The 18,747-nt window shown below is 71.9% G+C and carries 13 protein-coding genes; 8 read left to right on the top strand and 5 right to left on the bottom strand.

Annotated elements, in window-relative coordinates:
* Nucleotides 1-78 precede the first annotated feature (78 nt).
* From ABD073_RS02715 to ABD073_RS02680, 8 genes are all read left to right on the top strand, one after another.
* Nucleotides 79-1,398, top strand: a complete 1,320-nt coding sequence (locus tag ABD073_RS02715; RefSeq protein ID WP_343872226.1) for an FAD-dependent oxidoreductase — start codon at nt 79-81, stop codon at nt 1,396-1,398.
* On the top strand, nt 1,395-2,411 hold the full coding sequence (locus ABD073_RS02710) for a polysaccharide deacetylase family protein (RefSeq protein WP_343872225.1): 1,017 nt from the start codon (nt 1,395-1,397) through the stop codon (nt 2,409-2,411). Before ABD073_RS02715 ends, ABD073_RS02710 begins: the two co-directional genes overlap by 4 nt.
* 2 nt (nt 2,412-2,413) lie before the next feature.
* Nucleotides 2,414-3,538 carry a non-hydrolyzing UDP-N-acetylglucosamine 2-epimerase gene (gene wecB, locus ABD073_RS02705; RefSeq protein ID WP_343872224.1) on the top strand — a complete coding sequence of 375 codons (1,125 nt, stop codon included), beginning with the start codon at nt 2,414-2,416 and terminating at the stop codon, nt 3,536-3,538.
* Nucleotides 3,539-3,547: 9 nt separating this feature from the next.
* Complete coding sequence (locus ABD073_RS02700; RefSeq protein WP_343872223.1) at nt 3,548-4,399, top strand: hypothetical protein; 852 nt, start codon at nt 3,548-3,550, stop codon at nt 4,397-4,399.
* On the top strand, nt 4,377-5,249 hold the full coding sequence (locus ABD073_RS02695) for a class I SAM-dependent methyltransferase (RefSeq protein WP_343872222.1): 873 nt from the start codon (nt 4,377-4,379) through the stop codon (nt 5,247-5,249). Before ABD073_RS02700 ends, ABD073_RS02695 begins: the two co-directional genes overlap by 23 nt.
* A gap of 208 nt (nt 5,250-5,457) precedes the next feature.
* Nucleotides 5,458-6,570 (top strand): glycosyltransferase family 2 protein, encoded by a 1,113-nt coding sequence (locus tag ABD073_RS02690; protein WP_343872221.1) that lies wholly within the window; start codon nt 5,458-5,460, stop codon nt 6,568-6,570.
* Nucleotides 6,571-6,702: 132 nt separating this feature from the next.
* Nucleotides 6,703-7,455: a polyphosphate--glucose phosphotransferase gene (ppgK, locus tag ABD073_RS02685; protein WP_343872220.1), complete on the top strand. Its 753-nt coding sequence runs from the start codon at nt 6,703-6,705 to the stop codon at nt 7,453-7,455.
* A 281-nt stretch (nt 7,456-7,736) separates the two neighbouring features.
* On the top strand, nt 7,737-9,155 hold the full coding sequence (locus ABD073_RS02680; RefSeq protein ID WP_343872219.1) for a lipopolysaccharide biosynthesis protein: 1,419 nt from the start codon (nt 7,737-7,739) through the stop codon (nt 9,153-9,155).
* A gap of 26 nt (nt 9,156-9,181) precedes the next feature.
* Here ABD073_RS02680 and ABD073_RS02675 read toward each other — a convergent pair whose 3' ends face one another.
* The 5 genes from ABD073_RS02675 to ABD073_RS02655 form a co-directional block, all read right to left on the bottom strand.
* Nucleotides 9,182-10,483, bottom strand: coding sequence for a hypothetical protein (locus ABD073_RS02675; protein ID WP_343872218.1), 1,302 nt, complete (start codon nt 10,481-10,483; stop codon nt 9,182-9,184).
* 2 nt (nt 10,484-10,485) lie between these two features.
* Nucleotides 10,486-11,850, bottom strand: coding sequence for a tyrosine-protein kinase domain-containing protein (locus ABD073_RS02670; protein ID WP_343872217.1), 1,365 nt, complete (start codon nt 11,848-11,850; stop codon nt 10,486-10,488).
* A gap of 114 nt (nt 11,851-11,964) precedes the next feature.
* Nucleotides 11,965-12,939, bottom strand: a complete 975-nt coding sequence (locus ABD073_RS02665) for a glycosyltransferase family 2 protein (RefSeq protein ID WP_343872216.1) — start codon at nt 12,937-12,939, stop codon at nt 11,965-11,967.
* On the bottom strand, nt 12,936-13,661 hold the full coding sequence (locus ABD073_RS02660) for a hypothetical protein (protein WP_343872215.1): 726 nt from the start codon (nt 13,659-13,661) through the stop codon (nt 12,936-12,938). Before ABD073_RS02660 ends, ABD073_RS02665 begins: the two co-directional genes overlap by 4 nt.
* A complete protein-coding gene (locus ABD073_RS02655; RefSeq protein ID WP_343872214.1) occupies nt 13,658-18,601 on the bottom strand; it encodes a PKD domain-containing protein in 4,944 nt (1,647 codons plus the stop codon). The genes ABD073_RS02660 and ABD073_RS02655 overlap by 4 nt, the downstream gene beginning before the upstream one ends.
* Between the last annotated feature and the right edge of the window lie 146 nt (nt 18,602-18,747).

Below are 18,747 nucleotides of genomic sequence, written 5' to 3'. Positions count from 1 at the left end.
CAGCCAGAGCCCCCTCACTCAGCTTCCTGTCACCTTCAGGTCATAGGGTCGGACCAGAACCAATCGTTGGGGGAACGAATGGCACAGGAATGGATCGTCGTCGGGGGCGGGGCCACCGGCACCTACCTGGCGCTGCGTGGGGCGCAGGCCGGGCACCGGGTGACACTGGTGGACAAGAACCCGGAGCTGGGCGGGCTGACCGCCAACGAGACCTTCGAGGTGAACGGGCAGAGCTTCGAGGTGGACCGCTTCTACCACGTGATCCTGGAGTCCGACGAGCACGTCCTGGCCCTGCTCGACGAGCTGGGCCTCAAGGACACCATCCGCTGGACCTCGGCCCCGGCCGAGATCATCAACCAGGGCAAGCAGTACCCGGCCACCAGCCTGGTGGAGATGGCCACGCTGCCCATGCTCAAGCTGGCCGACCGGGCCCGGATCGGCGCTTCGATCGCCGCCTCCCTGGCGCTGCCGATGCCGGTGGCCAACCGGATGACCGCCGTGAAGTGGCTGGGCGCCACCGCCGGACGGTCCGCGCTCGAGGCCTTCTGGTGGCCCATCCTGCGCGCCAAGCTGGGCACCCAGGCAGACCAGGTCTCGGCCGGCTTCATGGTCTCCACCTTCCGTCGCCTGGTGCAGGCCCGCCTCAAGGGTGCCGGCGACCGCTTCGGCGTCCTGCCCGCCGGCTACGGCCCGGTCTTCGAGGCCATGCGCACCCGGCTCGTGGAGCTGGGTGGCGAGGTGCTCACCGGCGCCAATGCCACCCGGGTGAGCTCCTCGCCCGAGGCCCCCGGGGCGCGGGTGGCCGTCGAGCTGGAGGACGGCCGCGTGCTCACCGGTGACCGGGTCTTCGTCACCGCCCCCGGCCCCGTCGCGAAGCGCTTGGTGCCCCAGCTCACCGAGGCCGAGGGCCGCCAGCTCACCGAGGCGCCCTACCTGGGCGTGGTCTGCGGCACCCTCCTGCTGGAGCAGGCACCCAACGACTCCTACATCACCTACCTCACCGATGACGTCGGCCTCACCGGCGTCATCGGCATGCACGCACTGATGGCCGAGGACGCCACCGGCGGCGCGAAGCTGGTCTACCTGCCCCACTACTGCGCCAGCGACGACGCCTGGTTCGACGCCTCCGACGAGGAGCTGACCGAGCGGCTGCTGGCCGCCCTGCGCAGCTGCTTCCCGGGCCGGACCATCACGCCGGTGGCCAGCTCGATCAACCGCGCCCGCCACGTGGTGCCGCTGCCCCTGCCGGGCGCCGGCCGCCCGCTTCCGTACCAGACCTCGGTGGACGGCGTGCACGTCGTCAGCACCGCCCAGAACACCACGGGAACCCTGAACGTCGAGGGCTCCCTCGCCATGGCCGACGAGGCCCTGGCACCGACCCAGGGGGACACGAAATGACCAAGCCAATCGCCAGCATCGGCCTCGACGCCGACAACTTCTGGAGCTACAAGCGCACCCACGGCGATGCCGACTGGGTGGAGCGCCCCAGCTACCTCCCGGTGCTCACCGAGCGCATGGCCGACGCCTTCGGCGCCCATGACATCAAGCCCACCGTCTTCGTGGTGGGTGCCGACGCCGCCGCCGCGGACGGCCCCGACTTCGTGCAGGCCATGAGCCAGTTCGGCTGCGAGATCGGCTCCCACTCCTACGAGCACGAGCCCTGGTTGCACCTGTACTCGCCGCAGCAGCTGCGCGACGAGCTGAAGCGCACCGAGGAGGCCATCGAGGCCGCCGGCGCACCCAAGCCGCGCGGCTTCCGCGCCCCCGGCTTCGCCATGTCGCCCGACCTGATGCGCGCCCTGGTGGAGCTGGACTACGACTACGACTGCTCGGTGCTGGCCACCTGGATCGGCCCCTTCGCCCGGCAGTACTACCTGCGCACCAACAAGGAGCTCACCAAGGCCGAGCGCGAGGACCGCAAGGCCCTGTTCGGCTCGCTGTGGGATGCCGCCCTGCCCAACAAGCCCTTCACCTGGAAGGCGCCCTGCCAGCACGGCGCCGGCGGCACCACCAGCCCCGCCGTCCAGCTCACGGAGGTGCCCGTGACGGTCTTCCCGCTGGTGCGGGTGCCGATCCACGCCTCCTACGTGATCTACCTGTCCGGCTACTCGATGCCCGTCGCCAAGGCCTACATCCGCGCCGCCCTGGCCTTCTGCAAGGCCACCGGCACCCAGCCCAGCCTGCTGCTGCACCCGCTGGACCTGCTCGACGGCAAGGACGCCCCCGGCCTGGAGTTCTTCCCCGGCATGACCATGCCGCTGGAGAACAAGCGCGAGATGCTCGACTTCATCATCAACGAGTTCCGCCGCCACTACACGCTGGTCGGCGTCGGAGAGCACGCCGAGAGCATCAAGGGCATCCCGGTGGCCGAGCGCAGCACCGACCTGCTCCACCGCGGCCGGAAGGCGTGAACGTGGCAGCGGCCCAGTCGACACCGGACCAGGTGCTGGTGGTCATCGGCACCCGTCCGGAGGCCATCAAGCTGGCGGTGATCGCCCGTGAGCTCGGTCCCCGCGCCCGCGTGGTGCACACCGGCCAGCACTACGACGAGCAGATGTGGAACAACGTGCTGGCCGACCTGGCCGGTGTGACGGTCACCGACCACATCGACATCGGTGGGCGCTCGCGCGGCGAACAGATCGGCCTGGCCACCATGGAGCTCACCCGCTACCTCACCGAGCAGCCGGTGCGCGCCGTCGTGGTGCAGGGAGACACCAATTCCACGCTCGCCGGCGGGCTGGCCGCCAGCGCCACCGGCACCCCGCTGGTGCACGTGGAGGCGGGCCTGCGCAGCCATGACCGCGCCATGCCCGAGGAGGTCAACCGGATCCTGGTGGACCAGGTGGCCGACCTGTGCTGCACCCCGCTGGACGCCACTGCCGACCAGCTGCGCCACGAGGGCGTCGCCGAGGAGCGGATCGTGGTCACCGGCAACACCCTGCTGGACGCCATGGACACCGTCGCCCCGGGCGCCGAGGAGCGCGCCGAGCTGCTGCACCGCCTCGACCTGGCCGACGGCGAGTACGTCCTGTCCACCGTGCACCGCGCCGGCACCGTCGACGACCGCGACAAGCTGGAGCGCCTGGCCACCGCGCTGGGAGCGCTGGCCGAGCGCACCACCGTCGTGCTGCCGCTGCACCCCCACACCGCCAAGAACCTGGACCGCTGGGGCCTGCGCGACCGGCTGGGTGCTGCCCGGATCATCGAGCCGCAGCCGCCGCGCACCTTCGTCGGGCTGGAGGCCGCCGCCGGCCTGCTGGTGAGCGACTCCGGCGGCGTGCAGGAGGAGGCCTGCCTCTTCCGTCGCCCGCTGCTGGTGGTGCGCGACTCCACCGAACGTCCCGAGCTGCTGGTCGGCGATCCCGCCTGGTGCCGGCTGCTGGGCGAGGCGGATCCGGTGCCCGCCATGCTGCAGGCCTGGGAGGACGCGCCGGTCTGGCGCGCCGCCCTGGAGCAGCGCGAGCTGCCCTACCCGCAGCACAGTGCCAGCCGGATGATCGTCGAGCAGATCGACGAGCGCTGGCCCGCGGCCCGATGAGGTCCTGAGGTGGCCGCCGCCGTGCTCAGCGGGGTCTTCCTGGTGCTGGGCGTGCTCGCCTACGGTTTCGCCGGGGCCAACCTGCACGCCGGCTCGCGCGACGAGCGCGGCGCCCTGCGTTCGCGCACCTGGTGGAGCGGCACCGTGCTGCAGGCAGCCGGCTTCCTGTTCACCCTGGCCGCGCGGCGCACCCTGCCGCTGATGGTGGTGCAGGTCTGCGCCAACGTGGGCCTCGGAATCACCGCCGCCATCCAGCACGCCACGGGTGCCCGGCGACTGGGCTGGCGAGACGCGCTGGCGCTCGTCGCGTTGCTGCTGGGGCTGGCCATCCTGGGACCCACCACGGTGCCCGGCCCGGCGGTGGCGATCCGTCCCGCCCACGAGCTGCTGATGGCGGGCTGCGCGCTCATCTGCCTGGTGGGCCTGGCCCTGCCCCTGCCACCCGCCCTGCTCGGCGTGCTCGCGGGGGTGGGCTTCTCCTTCGGCGCCATCGGTGCCCGGCTGGTGATCGGCGACGCCGCCCACCCGCTGTGGCGCTTCTGGGAGCTGCCGGCCAGCACCTGGCTGGTGGGCCTGCTCACCGGGGTCGGCATCGTGCTGGGCCAGGTGCAGATGACCCGCGGCCTGGCCCGCAGCAGTGCCACCACGGTCCTGGGGCCCATGTACCTGGTGGAGACCCTGTTGCCCTCGCTCGTCGGCGTCACGCTGATGGGTGAGCTCCCCCGCGCGGGGATGATGCCGCTCACCGTCATCGGCATCCTTGTCGCCCTGGCCGGAGCCCTGTGGCTGCTCCGGCTGGAGCCCGAAGCAGCCCAGCCGCACCAGCCAAGGAGCCCTCATGAACAGCTCGGAGTCGTTTGAGTGCACCATCTGCCGGAGCACGGCCAGCACCCTGCTGGCCGTGAGGCAGCACCCGGCCCACCACTACCGGCTGTGCCGCGCCTGCGGCACCGGCCAGCTCACGCCGCTGCCCACCCGGCCCGAGCAGCTGTACACGCGCGACTACTTCGTCCAGGGCGGTGAGATCGCGGGCTATGTCGACTACGAGGCCGACGAGCGCTGGCACCGGCTGACCGCCCGGCAGCGGCTGCGCCGGCTGGAGTCCGCCCGCTCCACCCATCCCGGCATCCTCGAGCCCGGCACCCTGGCCGACGTGGGCGCCGCCACCGGCTTCTTCCTCGACGTGGCCCGCGAGGCCGGCTGGCAGGCCACCGGCGTCGAGACCTCCGCCTGGGCAGCCCAGCGAGCGCGGGACAAGGGCCACCCGGTGGTGGGCGAGCTCTGCCAGGTGGCCGGCCCGCTGGACGCGGTCTGCTTCTTCCAGGTGCTGGAGCACCTGGCCGACCCGCGTCTGGCCCTGCAGCAGGCGGCTGAGCGGCTGGTGGAGGGCGGCACCGTGATCTGTGAGACCTGGGATGTCGGCTCGCGCACCGCCCGCTGGGCCGGCTCGCGGTGGCAGCAGCTCAGCCCGCCGTCGGTGCTGTGGCTGTTCACCCGCGCCGGCATGGCGCGGATGGCCTGCGACGCCGGCCTGGAGCTGGTGGCCTGGCGCCCCACGCCCAAGCTGGTCAGCCTGTCCACCGTCCTGGGCCAGCAGGTGGGGGCCAGCAACCACGGGCTGGCCGCGCGCCTGCTGCGCGGCGTCGGCCGCTTCGCCGCGGCGCCCTACCCGCTGGACGACCTGGTCACCGCCGTGCTGCAGAAGTCCTGAGGCCGGCCCCGTCGGCGCGGGAAGGCAGGCATCTCGGTGACTCGCAAACACCGTGTAGGGCTGGCAGGTTCAAATGTTGGGGCCGGGTCTGCCGATCAGCTGAGGAAGTGATCAATCGACCGGTCCGGCTGCGACCCAGCGCGCGGGTGGGGATAGATTGAACAGCGTTGAACGTGGTCCGGGGGGGCCGCATCTCGGGGGGATCCACATGGGGAAGATCGACCAGGGCGCGCGCCTGAAAGGCACCTTCATCGTGCCGGCCTACAAGGAAGAGGCGACCATCGCCCGCACCTTGCAGCAGCTGGACTGCCTGTCGCGCAGCAAGGCGGACATCGACTGGGAGATCGTCGTGGTCAACGACGGCAGCCCGGACGCCACCTTCGAGGCCGCCACCGCGGCCGCGGAGAAGATCGGCACACCGGTCCGCATCCTGTCGCACCGCCGCAATGCGGGCCTGGGTGCCGGCATGCGCACCGGCATCGCCGCCTCCACCGGAGACGTGGTGCTGGCCGTGGACTGCGACCTGAGCTATTCCATCGACGACATCTCGCGGCTGATCGACACCTGGCAGGCCTCGCACCCGCACATCGTGATCGCCTCCCCCTACATGGAGGGCGGCGCCTCGGTGCAGGTGCCCAGGCCGCTGGCGGTGCGCTCGCAGGCCGCCAACAAGTTCCTGAACTTCACCAGCTACCACGACGTCAAGACGCTCACCGGCATGGTGCGCGCCTACGACGGCCCCTTCATCCGCTCGCTCTCGCTGAAGGCCGAGGGGCCCGACGTGATGGTGGAGATCATCTACAAGGCCCAGATCCTGCGGGCCCGGATCGAGGAGATCCCGGCCACGCTGAACTGGACCGGCCTGGAGCAGCGGGTCAGCCGCTCGGCGCTGACCAGCACCACCAGCCGGCTGACCACCTACCGCCAGCTGATCAACGGCTACCTGTGGCGCCCCTTCTGGGTGCCGCTGATCCCGGCGCTCGTGCTGGGCGTGCTGGCCGTCGTGCTCACCTGCCTCGGCAAGCTGGGCTGGCAGGGCCTGGCCATCACCGCCTGCGTGCTCAGCATGCAGCTGATGGTGAGCGCCCTGATGAGCCTGCAGTCCAAGCGCTACTTCGAGGAGCTCTACAACCTGGGCTACGGCCTGCGCGCCGTGCACCCGGTGGAGCCCACCCGTACCCCCAGCACCGAGATGCTGGTGCCGGCCTCCGAGGAGCTGGTCGTGGAGCCCGGCGTCTTCGACACCGAGGCCGCGAGCCCGCCCGCCGCCGAGCCCTTCCAGGAGACCCGCTTCCGCACCGACGAGCGCGTCGACGCCTGAGACAACCCCACGGGTTGAACCCCGCCGGATGCCCGGGCCGCCATGGCCCGGGCATCCGTGCCTAAGAGCACCCCGCGACCGGTCCCCGGTCGGCCTGTCCGGCCCGCGGACGATGCCCTAGGGTGGGGGCCCATGAGCACAGTGCTGGGCATCGACATCGGCGGTTCGGGCGTCAAGGGTGCGCCCGTCGACCTCGCCAAGGGCGAGTTCTCCGAGGAGCGCTTCAGGATCGACACCCCCGAAGAGTCGACGCCGGAGAATGTCGCGGAGGTGGTGGGCCAGATCGTGGACCACTTCGCGAAGACCATCGGTGACGGCCCGGTGGGCATCACCATCCCGGCGCCGGTGCGCCACGGCGTGGTGCCGATGATCGCCAACCTGCACGAGAGCTGGAAGGGCCTGGAGGCCGAGAAGTTCTTCACCAAGAAGCTGGGCCGCCCCATCACCCTGGTCAACGACGCGGATGCCGCGGGTGTGGCCGAGGTGCAGTACGGCGCCGCCAAGGGCACCGAGGGCGTCGTGATCCTCACCACCCTGGGCACCGGCATCGGCACCGCGGTGATCAACGACGGCATCCTGCTGCCCAATACCGAGCTGGGCCACATCGAGGTGGACGGCAAGGACGCGGAGACCCGCGCGGCGCACTCGGTCAAGGAGCGCAAGGACCTCAGCTACAAGGAGTGGGCCGAGCGCCTGCAGCGCTACTACGAGACCATGGAGATGCTCTTCTGGCCCGACCTGTTCGTGGTGGGCGGCGGCGTCAGCAAGAAGTCGGAGAAGTTCCTCCCGCTGCTCGAGCTGAACACCCCCATCGTCCCGGCCAAGCTGCTCAACAGCGCCGGCATCGTGGGCGCGGCCTGGCTGGCCGACCAGCGCAAGCACTGAACCACCCGCACCTGGCATCGACGGCGGCGCTCCCCACCGGGAGCGCCGCCGTCGTCGTGCCGAAGGTGTGCCCGAGCTGAGAAGCTGGGCCTCCGCCAGCAGGACCGGGCCGCCGGTCGAGGAGTAGATTGTCCAGCCGGGCAGGGAATGCGGTCGCACGGCGCGGCCGGGGAGGTGCCCTTCAGCAGGACGACGGGGGCAGCACCATTTCCAGCACAGACCAGCAGGCCGGCCAGCCGCGCCGGGACGACGGCGCAGCAGCCCAGCCGGACGCACCGGCGGTGAAGAAGCAGCGCAGCATCTGGGTGACCATCGGCTCCACCGCGGGCCTCAAGGTGATCGTGATGGGCATCGGCGGCGTGCTGGGCATGATCAACACCAAGCTGATCCTGGCCCACTTCGGCAAGCCCGCCTACGCGCAGTACGGCCTGCTGGCCTCGCTGCCCTCGCTGCTGCCCTTCGCCAGCCTCGGCATGGCCGCCGTGGTGATCAATGCCGTCAGCCAGGCCGAGGACCCGCGCGAGGACCGCGAGATGGCGCGCACGCTGACCACCGCCCTGCGCTACCTGGTGGTCTCGGCCGGCGTGATCATCCTGGTGGGACTGCTGCCCACCCTGCTGGGTGCCTGGCCCGCCATCCTGGGCAAGGGCCTGCTGCCCGGCGGCGGGGTCACCACCTTCTGGTGCCTGGTCATCTTCGCCGTCACCCTGCCGATGACCATCTTCCCGCGGATGGTGATCGCGCTGGGACGCCCGCAGGCGCAGGTGCTCAGCGGCCTGGTGGTGGCCCCCTTCATGCTGGCCAGCATCGTGCTGCTGGCCTGGACCGGCTGGCCGGCCGGCAATGCCATCGCGGTGCTCACCTATGTGGCCAATGCGCTGGCCGCCGCCATCTGCCTGCTGCTGGCCTGGCGCTCGCTGGGCCCGAACTTCCGCCGCATGGTGCGCGACGTGCCCCGCACCCGCGCCGTGCCCAATGCCGACATCATGGGCCTGGCCTGGCCGCAGCTGGCGCAGATGATGGCCCTGCCGATCGCCATGCAGACCGACCGGCTGCTGCTCAGCCACCTGGCCGACGACGACGCGCTGGCGCAGTACAACATGTCCAGCCAGTTCTTCCAGATGCTGGTGCAGACCATCACCGCCGCCGGTGTGGCGCTGTGGCCGATGTACGCCAAGGCCCGCGCCGAGGGCCGCGTCGTGACCCCCTGGCGCACCACCTGGATCTTCAGTGGCATCGGGCTGGCCTCCGGCCTGGCGCTGGCCGGAGTGATCCCGTGGATCTCGCACTGGCTCAGCGACGGCAAGATCGTGCTGAGCTGGTGGCTGATCGGCGGCTTCGCCTTCTTCGTCGTGACCCAGGCGGCCAACTACCCGCTGGGCATGTACATGACCGACGAGAAGGGCCTGAAGTTCCAGGTGCTGCCGATCGTCATCATGGTGCCGGTGAACCTGGCCATCAGCTTCTGGCTCACCACCCGGATCGGCGCCGGTGGCCCGATCATCGGCTCCTCCATCGCGGTGGTGCTCTGCCAGGTGCTGCCCAACCTGTTCTACGTCCGCCGCGACATCGCCGAGCGACGAGCCCTGGCGCAGGCGCCGGGCCGCGGTGCTGATGAGAAGGGCGACGGCCCCTTCGACCAGCAACCCGGCGAGGAGATCGCGGAGCAGGAACTGCTCGAGGGCCCGCGCCAGCCCTGAGGCCCGGGGCAGCTGCCCGGCCCGGGTCAGACGTAGTCGACCAGGCCCTCGTCGGGTGACTCGCGGCGCAGCTGCGGCAGGGTGGAGGGCCGTCTGGGCAGGCCGGCGGCCAGCACCAGCACCATGATCGGCACCGAGGCCAACCAAGGGCTGAAGGGCAGGTTCCACAGCGTCAGCAGCGCCACGAAGACCACCGCCGCGCCGGAGACCGGCGAGTGGTTCAGCTGGTGGCCCAGGATCACCAGCACGTTGATCGCCACCAGCAGGGCGAAGACCAGGCCGGCGATGCCGCACCAGCTCCACAGGTCGAACAGGACCGAGTGCAGCTCGGTGCCGCGGCCGAACATGAAGCGCTCGACGTAGCCGTTGTTGGGGTCATAGCCCAGGGTGGCCATGCCGTTCTTCGCGGCGGTGAGGTCGATCGAGTTCAGGAAGGTGCCGCCCCCGAAGCCCATCGGCCGGTGCTGGAACAGGGCCGTCGAGGCACCCAGCTCGGGGCGCCCGCCCAGCAGCAGGCTGCCGGAGGTGCGCAGCTGCTCCTCGGAGCGGGCACGGGTCTCCTCGCCCAGCACACCGTCCAGGATGGCGGCCTGCAGTCCGTAGTAGGCGGCGGCCGCCACGGCCGCCAGCGCGGACAGGGTGCCCAGCACGGTGCTGCGCCGGGAGCGCACGCCGGGCATCAGCCGCCACCCGATCAGCACGATGGTCAGCAGCAGCACCGACAGGTTGGAGCGGGCGTCGGTGAGCACGCAGAGCAGGCCGAAGAAGGCCAGCGCCCCGAGCGTGGCCCGAGGCCGCTTCTGGCTGCCCACCAGGCCCACCACGATGATGGTCACCGGGATGGAGAAGCCGAACTTCCACGGGTTCTGCGCGAACAGCTTGGCGCTCGAGGGCCCGGCGATCAGCAGGCCGATCCCGAACAGGGCCAGCAGGTGCGGCATCCGCACGTGCTCGCGGGCCCAGAGCAGCAGCCCGGTGCCGGTGAGCATGGAGGCGATGACCTTGATGATCTGGGAGTTGAGCTTCATGCTCACGTGGTGGTCCACCGAGGCGTAGCGGGTGAGCACCCAGCTGGCGCAGCAGGCCACCAGGCCCACCACCAGCAGGGTGCGGGCCCCGCGATAGCGCCGCAGCACCGGCAGCCAGAGCGGCGCCAGCAGCCAGGCCAGCGGGTCGGCGACCACCAGGCCACCACCGAGCCGGATCCGGGCGGCCACCATCACGATGCAGAAGGCGGCCAGCAGCCACTCGGCGGTGCGCCAGCCGTCGAGCCCGCGTCGCAGGCGGCTGGGCGCCGGCCGGGCACCCGGCAGGACGGAGGTGGACATGCTCAGCCGCGCCGCGCGGCGGTCCTGCCCGCGGTGCGGGCGCGGTTCATCACGACGCCCAGGATGCGGGCGCGGATCGGTTCCAGCGCGGAGCGGGCGGCCTGCAGCTGGGCGGTGGTGGTGCGACCGCTGCGCGCCACCAGCACGACGCCGTCCGCGGCGGCGGCCAGCACGGAGGCATCGGCCACCGGCAGCAGGGCCGGGGCGTCCACCACGACCCGGTCGTAGCGAGAGCGCAGCTCGGCCAGGGTGGCCTCCAGGCGCGGCGAGGCCAGCAGCTCGGCGGCATTGGGGGGCACCTGTCCAGCGCCCAGCAGGTCCAGGCTGGTGTTCTCGCTGCGCCAGGTGCGCAGCACGGCGCCCAGCTCGGCGCGGCCGGCCAGCACGGCCGACAGGCCGTCACCGGTCAGCGCCTCGGGGTCCAGGCCGTTGCCGAAGCGGGCGAAGGCGGCCAGCGCACCGGGGCTGCGCAGGTCTCCCTCCACCAGGCAGACCCGCTCGCCTGCCTCGGCGAAGGCGAGGGCGGTGTTCGCGGCCACCGTGGAGGTGCCGTCGGCGCCGGCGGGCGAGGTGAAGACCATCACCTTGGCGCTGCGGGCGCTGTCCAGGAAGGCCAGGTTGGTGCGCAGCTGGCGGTGGGCCTCGGCGCGCGCGGTGGTGCGGTCGGATCCCACCAGCAGCTGGCGGTCGTCGCTGGCCTTGTCGGCCGGGATGGTGCCGATCACCGGGGCGCCCACCACCTCGCGGGCCTGCTCGGGGCTCTTCACCGACTGGTCCAGCAGCTCGCGGACCACGGCGAAGGCGAGCGAGAGGCCCAGACCCAGCGCCAGGCCGAGCAGCAGGTTCATCTTGGGCTTGGGGGCCACCGGGTTGGGGTTCACCTTGGGCGCGGAGACGGTGTTGATCTGCACGATCGGCACCGTGCGACCGGTGTTGTCCAGCTTGTCCACCATCGGGCCGAAGACCTTGTCGATGCCCTGGGCGATGGCCAGGGCACGCTGCGGGTCGGTGTCGGTCACGGTGGCCTTGAGCAGCACCGAGTCCACCGAGCTGGTGGCGGTGATCTTCTTGGCCACCTGCAGCCCACTGAGGTCGGTCAGGCCGGCGGCCTTGACCACGCGCTCACCGAGCTCCTGGCTGCTGAGCAGCTCCCCGTAGGAGGTCATCCGGCCGGTGGCGAACTGGCCGCCGGACTGGGCGCTGGTGCCGTCCGGCACCGGCGTCGAGACGTAGAACTGCACGTCGGCGGCATAGCTCTTGGGGGTCGCGGCGTACAGGCCGAAGCCGCCCAGCAGACCCAGCAGGGAGGCCGCCAGGATCAGGGGCAGGTACTTGCGGATCAGGGTCAGGTAGCCGCGCAGGTCCATGCAGATGTCGCCTTCCAGGATGACGTGCGACGGGACCGTTCAGGCGCCCCCGCACCAGTTGCCCCAGTATGCCGGTCTCCAACTGGCAAAGGGCTGTGACGGTGGTGGTGGCGCTCAGCCCGGGTGCACCTCGGCGCGCACCAGGTGACGGCCGTCGCGGGCGTACTCGCTCCAGGCCAGACCCGCGCCGCCCAGGGCCATCCCGACGCCCCGCAGGGCGGTGCGCAGGCCCTGCGCCTGGCCGAAGGTGTCACGACGGACGGTCCCGAGCCCGGCGCGCAGCAGGCCGCCGCCGGTGCGGGCCAGGCCGCCGGCCACCAGCCGGACCCGTACCGCCGGGGCGTCGTGCTCGGTGCGACGCACCAGGGCCGCGGAGTTGCCGTAGCTGAGCGCCCGCTGCAGCACCCAACGACGGGTGGCTCGCTGCGCGGGCACCGGTTCGCTCACCTCGGCCTCCGGGCACCAGACCAGCCGGCCGCCATTGCGGACCAGGCCCCGGGTGAACATCGAGTCCTCGCCGCCGGTCAGCCCCAGGGTGGTGAGGAAGGTGAGCTGGTGGGTACGCACGAAGTCCATGTCCACCAGCAGGTTGTTGGTGGCGGCCTCGTCCAGCTCGGCACCGCGCTGCAGGCCCCAGCGGTGGCGACGGTCGAAGAAGCCTCCCTCGGCGATCCACGGATCGGCCCCCTCGGGCAGCACGGAGCGCACCGGACCGGCCACCCCGACGGCCTGGTGGTCGCGGGCGGTCTGCAGCAGGTCCACCAGCCAGTTCTCACCGGGACGCTCGTCGTCATCGATGAAGGCCAGCCAGCCGTCCTCGGCGGCCTCGACCAGGGCACGGGCCCGGGCGGCGGCGATGCCGGGCACGGTCTCGTTGGCATAGTCCACCGCCACCGGCTGCTCCGCACGGAAGGACTCGACGGCCTGCCGGGCGCTGCCGGCCGGGTCGTTGTCCACCACCAGCACGCGGCCGGTCATGCCCAGCCGGCCGGCCGAGGCGGCCTGCCGCACCAGCACCGGCAGCAGTTCGACCAGGTCCTGGGGGCGCTTGTAGGTGAGCACCGCCACCACCACGCGCTGCCCGCTCATGCCACGTCCCCGGTGAAGCTGGCCACCTTGAGGGCGGGGTCGACGGTCACCTGGACGGTGACCGGGCGGCGCTTGTTCCTGGCGACGCGGAAGGCGTAGTCGGCGCTGGCGGTGGCACCGGGCGCCACGACGCCGCTGAACATCTCGGTTGGCTCGCCCAGGTTCATCACGGCGGGGCTCTGGTCCGAGGCGGTGAGGGTGACCACGGCATTGCTGGCGTCCAGCGGCTGCTCGGACCGGTTCTCGACGGTGACGGTGACCAGGACGCCGGGCCCGGCCACGTCCCCGGGCACCTTGGCACTGGTGGTGACGGCCTTCGTCGCGCTGACCCGCACCACCACGTCGTCGGAGACATGGCTGTCCTGGCCGAAGGCCACCGTCGCGGCGCTCGCCACCGGCGACGGGGCCACGGTCTGCTTGATGTTGCCGCGGCGGGGCGGCTCCACCGGCGTGGAGACCACCGGGCTGGGCCGGGCAGCGGGGCGCTGCGGCTCGCCGGCATGGCCGGCCGCCGGGGTCGTCCCGGCCTTCGCCCTCGCCTCGGCCCGGGACTTCGCGGCGACGGAGGCCGGGGCCGCGCTGGCCGTGCCCGTGGCGGTGTCGGCCGCCGGGCTGGCGCTGGTGGCAGCCGGCTGCTCGCCGTCGCAACCAGCGGCGCCGAGCAGCAGCAGACCGGCGGTGGCGGCGGCCAGGCCCCGACGGAGGGGGATGGAAGGGGTCATGGCAGGTCCTTCGTGACGAGCAGGTTGTCGAGGGTGAGCAGCACGGGGCCGTTGGTGGCCGAGCCGGACAGGTAGGCGTTCACGCCGGGGCTTCCAGCCCGCTGCAGGGCTGCGGTGGCGTCGGTGAGCGTGACCTGGGGCGCGGCCGGCCTGGGCTGGCCGTCGACCCAGATCATCCCACGCAGCGTGGTGGTCGGCTGCCCGGAGACCTGGAAGCTGGCATGCACCACACTGCCCGGCTTGTAGAGGGCCCCGGCCACCGGGGTGTCCTTGAGCACCACGGCCTGGCCGTTGACGCTGCGGTACATGACGATGCTCATGGCGCCGCTGGAGGTCAGCCGCACCCCCATCATGTAGTTGGACGAATCCTTCTCCCGGGCCACCAGCGAGGCGTAGAGCCCGCCCCCGGTGGTCATCCGGTCCACCGACAGGTCGGCGGTGGTGGTGCTGTCCAGCACGACGGCCGAGGGCAGCAGCGCCTTGGCGGTGCCCCCGGCGCCCACGCTGATCCGGCCCTGGCCGTCGGCGGTGGAGAAGCTGGACGGCGAGACCGGGTAGCTCCAGGCGCCGCCGGTGGTGGCGCTGCCCCAGCGGGTGCGGCTGGTGGCGAAGTCGTCGGCGGCCACCGGCTGCACCACCGGTGCCGGGGCGCTGACCTCGACCGTGTGGCTGGTGCGGTGCGTGGCACCCGCGTCGTCGGTGACCACCAGGGTGACGGTGTAGCTGCCCGGGGCGGCATAGGCGTGCCGAGCGGTGGATCCGCTGCCGGTGGTGCCGTCGCCGAAGTCCCAGGCGTAGCCCGTGATGGTGCCGTCCGGGTCGCTGGAGGCGGAGGCGTCGAAGGCCGCGGTCAGGTCCGTCACCGTCTGGGTGAAGGAGGCGGCAGGCGCCTGGTTGGCGCGCGGCGCGATGGTGATCGCCTGCTTGGTGCTGGCGCTCTCGCCCTGGTCGTCGGTCACCGTGACGGTCACGGTGTAGCTGCCGGCGGTCGGGTAGTCGTGGCTCTGCCGCACCCCCTCCCCGGTGGTGCCGTCACCGAAGTCCCAGGCCACCGACGCGATGCTCCCGTCGGGGTCGGTGGACCCGGATGCGTCCAGCGCCACCGTGCTGCCGTCCACGGCCACGGTGAAGCGGGCGGTGGGCGGCTGGTTGGCCGGCTCGGTGACGTTCACCTGGGCGGTGCGCTGCGAGCTGGCGCCGGCATCGTCGGTGACGGTGAGCGTGACCGTGTAGCGGCCCGGCTTCGTGTAGGTGTGCCGGGCGGTGGCGCCGGTGGCGGTGCTGCCGTCGCCGAAGTCCCAGGCCCAGCCGGTGATGGTGCCGTCGGGATCGGTGGAGGCGGAGCCGTCGACGGCCACCGCGAGGTCGTCCACGGCGCTGGTGAAGCTCGCCACCGGCAGCGCATTGCCGTGGCCCACCGTCACGGTGCGCGTGGTGCGGTGCGTGGCGCCGGCGTCGTCGGTGACCGTGAGCGCCACCGTGTAGCTGCCCGGGGCGGCATAGCTGTGCCGCGGGGCCGCCTCGGTGGAGCTGGTGCCGTCGCCGAAGTCCCAGGCCACGGCGGCGATGGTGCCGTCGGGATCGGTGCTGTCGCCGGAGTCGAAGCTGCACGCCAGCTCGGTGCAGCTGGCCTGGATCGCGGCCACCGGGGCCTTGTTGGGCACCGCGACGTCCACCTGGCGGGTGGTGCTGGCGCTGAGCTCCTGGTCGTCGGTGGCGGTGAGCACCGCGTCGTAGCGCCCGCTCCTGGGATAGGTGCGGGTGACCTTGGCGCCGGTGGCCTTGGTGCCGTCGCCGAAGTCCCAGGTGAGCGAGTTCACCAGGCCGTCGGGATCGCTGCTGGCGCTGGCGTCGAAGGTGCACCTCTCGCCCTCGCAGCTGACCGTGAAGCTGGGCCTGGGCGCCTGGTTCGCATCAGCGCCGGAGGCCCGGTAGTGGGCGCGGACCTGGGCCTGGCTGAGCGCCTGGCCGTAGACGGCGGCCTCGTCGATGCTGCCGTCGAACCACTCGTCGCCGCTCCAGGAGCGGTCGCCGCCGACGCGCCAGTAGCCGATGTAGTCGTCCGCGCCGGTGTTCGGGTTGGTGCCCTGCAGCACCCCGTCCACCCAGAAGGACATCCCCTGGCTGCCCAGGGTGGCCACCAGGTGGTGCCAGCGCCCGTCGTTGAGCGGGGCGTCGGAGTCGATGCTCACCGCGCTGCCGTTGTGGACGCCGAAGTGGGCGTGTCCGGTCTGGTCCAGCCAGACGTGGCGGTCGTAGGCCCAGGACAGGTCGTTGCGCTGGTTGCCGAAGCCCATCACCTTGCCGCCGGTGGTGCTGGTGGTGTTGATCCAGGCCTCCGTGCTGAAGACCTTGGGCGCCGTGAAGGAGACTTCGGAGCCGATCTGGGCGCCCTGCCCGTCGAAGCCCATGGCGGTGCCCTGCGCCCCGGTGACGGTGCTGGGCACGTCGTAGGCGGGCCGGCCGGCGATCACCCCGTCGAAGAGGTTGTCGGTGGCGTCATGGGCCACCGTGCCGCCGTCCTCGTCCAGCCGCCAGTGCAGCACCGGGTTGTCCGCCTCGACGGCCTTGCCGTAGTCGTCGGCCGGTGCTGCGGGCAGGCCCAGCTCGCGTCCGGACAGCGTGTAGTGGTTGCGGATCTGGTCACGGGTCAGGGCGGTCGGGTAGACCGCCACCTCGTCCAGGTCCCCGGCGAAGTCGTTGCCGGTGCCCTCGCTGCCGGGCCAGCCCGCGACGGCGTCGCCGCCCACGCGCCAGTGGCCGCGGTAGTCCATCTCGGCCGCGGTGGAGCCGGCATCGCCGCCCACCAGCCGGCCGTCCACCCACAGCTGCTGGCCGGCCGACGAGAGGCTGGCCACCATGTGGTGCCACTCACCGTCGTTGTAGGGACGCGAGGAGCTGACCACCTTCGCGCTGCCCGGGTAGACCCCGAAGTGCAGCCGGCCGGCGGTGTCCATGTAGACATGGCGGTCGTAGGAGCCGCTGTAGCCGGTGGCGCGATCGCCGAAACCGATCAGCTTGCCCCCGGTCGTGGTGGTGGTGCGGAACCACAGCTCGGTGCTGAAGACCGCCGGGGCCGCCTCGGGATTGCCGGAGGCGCCGTGGCCATTGGCCGTGCCGTCGAAGCGGGCCGCGCCGTCACCGGCCACCGCCCCGTCGCGGCCCAGCTGCACCCCCGGGGCCAACGCCATGTCCGCCTGGGAGCGCCAGTCGATGCTGGTGGGCGAACCGGCCGGCTCCAGCAGCCGCCAGTAGTGGGAGGCGCCGTCAGTGCTGACCGCCTCCGAGTAGGGGGTGGTGGGGGTGGCCGTGGTGCCGGCCGTGGCCTTCACCCGGACGCTGGAGGCCACGTTGCCGTCGGGATCGGTGGCGGTGACCCAGTAGGTGTAGGTGCGCCCCGGTTGCAGGCCGGTGTCCAGGTGTCCCATCGCCGGGCGGGTCCACCAGCGCGAGTCGCCGCTCAGCGTGGCCAGCGGGGTGGCGGGCCGGTCGTCGCGGTAGACACGGTAGGTGAGCCGCATGTTGTCCGGGTCGACATTGGAGGGCCAGCCCAGCTTCACGCTGGTGCCCACCACGGTGGTGGTGGGGGTCCAGTCCCAGGTGAAGGAGGGTCCGGTCTTCGACGGGGCGGTGCCGGGCACGGCGAAGCGCACCAGGCCCTGCTGGCCCACCCGGTTCACCTTGGGGAACTCGCCGCCCAGCACCAGGTAGGTGTCATTGCTCTCCGCGGTCCAGGCGGCCTGCCAGGCGCCGGAGACGTTGCCGGCGGCCAGCTCCGGGTTCCAGGCCATCTGGGTGGGGGCGGGCTGGCCGTAGAAGTCGTGGTAGTTCGCGGTGTCGTGGCGCACGGTGGTGGTGGCCTTGTCGGTGAAGGCCTGCGCGCGCTCGAAGTACTGCGGGGTCTGCTCGGGGAAGCTGCCGATGTTGCTGCAGAAGTGGTGGTGGCTGACCGAATAGGTGACGTCGGACATGGTGGTGGCGTCGTAGGAGTCGCCGTGGCAGTCGGCCATCCAGCGGATCGAGCCGTCGGTGGGGCTGGCGGACAGCACGCCCTCGAAGTTGCCCACGCCCCCGAACCACCAGCCGGTGGCCAGCAGGTTCTTGCCGTCGCTCTTGAGCGAGTAGATGCCCGAGCTGGTGCCGTGGTTCTGCACCACCTGGTTGGCGGCGAAGGGGTGGAGCACGCCGGTGGCAGGGTCGAGGAAGGCCAGGCCGGGGCTGTCGGTGCCATTGATGGTGTTGAAGGTGCCGCCCACGGCCAGCTTCGAGCCGTCCGGGGTGAGTGTCATGCCGCTCACGTACAGGTCTGCGGTGGGCGCCCAGCCGGTGAGCTGCCCGCCGGTGGTGGCGGCCGCCAGCCGGCCGCGGGGCTGGCCGTCGACAGTGGAGAAGGTGCCGCCGAACCAGACCGTCTCGGTGCCCACGTGGATGGCGTCGACCGAGTTGTTGGCCGAGGGGGCGAAGGCCTTGTCCAGGCTGCCGTCGGCCAGATTGATGGCCGCGATCCGGTTGCGGGGCTGGCCGTTGACGGTGGTGAAGGAGCCGCCGATGTAGAGCTTGCGGCCGTCGGGCGAGGCGGTCAGGGTCTTGACCTTGCCGTTCACGACGGGGGCGAAGCCGGGCTTGAGCACGCCGGTGGTGATGTCATAGGCGAGCAGGTTGGAACGCGGTACCAGGTTGGTGCCGGGCGCGGCACCGGCCGGGCGGGCGTTGGCGAACTCGCCACCCACGTAGACGGTGTTGCCGACGATCACCTGGTCCCAGGCGATGCCGTCGATCTGGGTGGTGGGCAGGGCGTCGGCGGTCACCATCGAGGGGGTGCGCTCGGTGACATTCCAGGCATTCTCGGCCGCAGCGGCGACCAGCGGGGAGATCCCCGTCACGGCCAGGGCGGCCAGGGTGACGGGGACGAGGAGACGGCTCTTGCGGGGGAGGTTCACAGTTGCTTCCAGGGGGTCTGGTGGGTCTCTGGCTCGGGGGTGCAGAGACGGTCTCGGGGGGTGGGGTGCCGGTGAGCAGGCGGTGCGACGAGGGGTGCTGTGAGGACGCGGCGCCCCAGGACCGGCTGTGAACTGATCCTAGGGCG

Origin of the sequence: Luteococcus peritonei, assembly GCF_039526385.1 — a bacterium.
GTDB classification, from domain to species: Bacteria; Actinomycetota; Actinomycetes; order Propionibacteriales; family Propionibacteriaceae; genus Luteococcus; species Luteococcus peritonei.
Note: the sequence above shows the minus strand (reverse complement) of the source record. Positions and strands in the feature narration are given on the sequence as shown.

What these genes read in the sequence shown, in the direction of transcription:
- ABD073_RS02665 (WP_343872216.1), bottom strand. Translation starts at nt 12,939, where the DNA reads ATGAGCGGGCAGCGCGTGGTGGTGGCGGTGCTCACCTACAAGCGCCCC.
- ppgK (WP_343872220.1), top strand. Translation starts at nt 6,703, where the DNA reads ATGAGCACAGTGCTGGGCATCGACATCGGCGGTTCGGGCGTCAAGGGT.
- ABD073_RS02715 (WP_343872226.1), top strand. Translation starts at nt 79, where the DNA reads ATGGCACAGGAATGGATCGTCGTCGGGGGCGGGGCCACCGGCACCTAC.
- ABD073_RS02710 (WP_343872225.1), top strand. Translation starts at nt 1,395, where the DNA reads ATGACCAAGCCAATCGCCAGCATCGGCCTCGACGCCGACAACTTCTGG.
- ABD073_RS02660 (WP_343872215.1), bottom strand. Translation starts at nt 13,661, where the DNA reads ATGACCCCTTCCATCCCCCTCCGTCGGGGCCTGGCCGCCGCCACCGCC.
- ABD073_RS02690 (WP_343872221.1), top strand. Translation starts at nt 5,458, where the DNA reads ATGGGGAAGATCGACCAGGGCGCGCGCCTGAAAGGCACCTTCATCGTG.
- ABD073_RS02675 (WP_343872218.1), bottom strand. Translation starts at nt 10,483, where the DNA reads ATGTCCACCTCCGTCCTGCCGGGTGCCCGGCCGGCGCCCAGCCGCCTG.
- ABD073_RS02695 (WP_343872222.1), top strand. Translation starts at nt 4,377, where the DNA reads ATGAACAGCTCGGAGTCGTTTGAGTGCACCATCTGCCGGAGCACGGCC.
- ABD073_RS02670 (WP_343872217.1), bottom strand. Translation starts at nt 11,850, where the DNA reads ATGGACCTGCGCGGCTACCTGACCCTGATCCGCAAGTACCTGCCCCTG.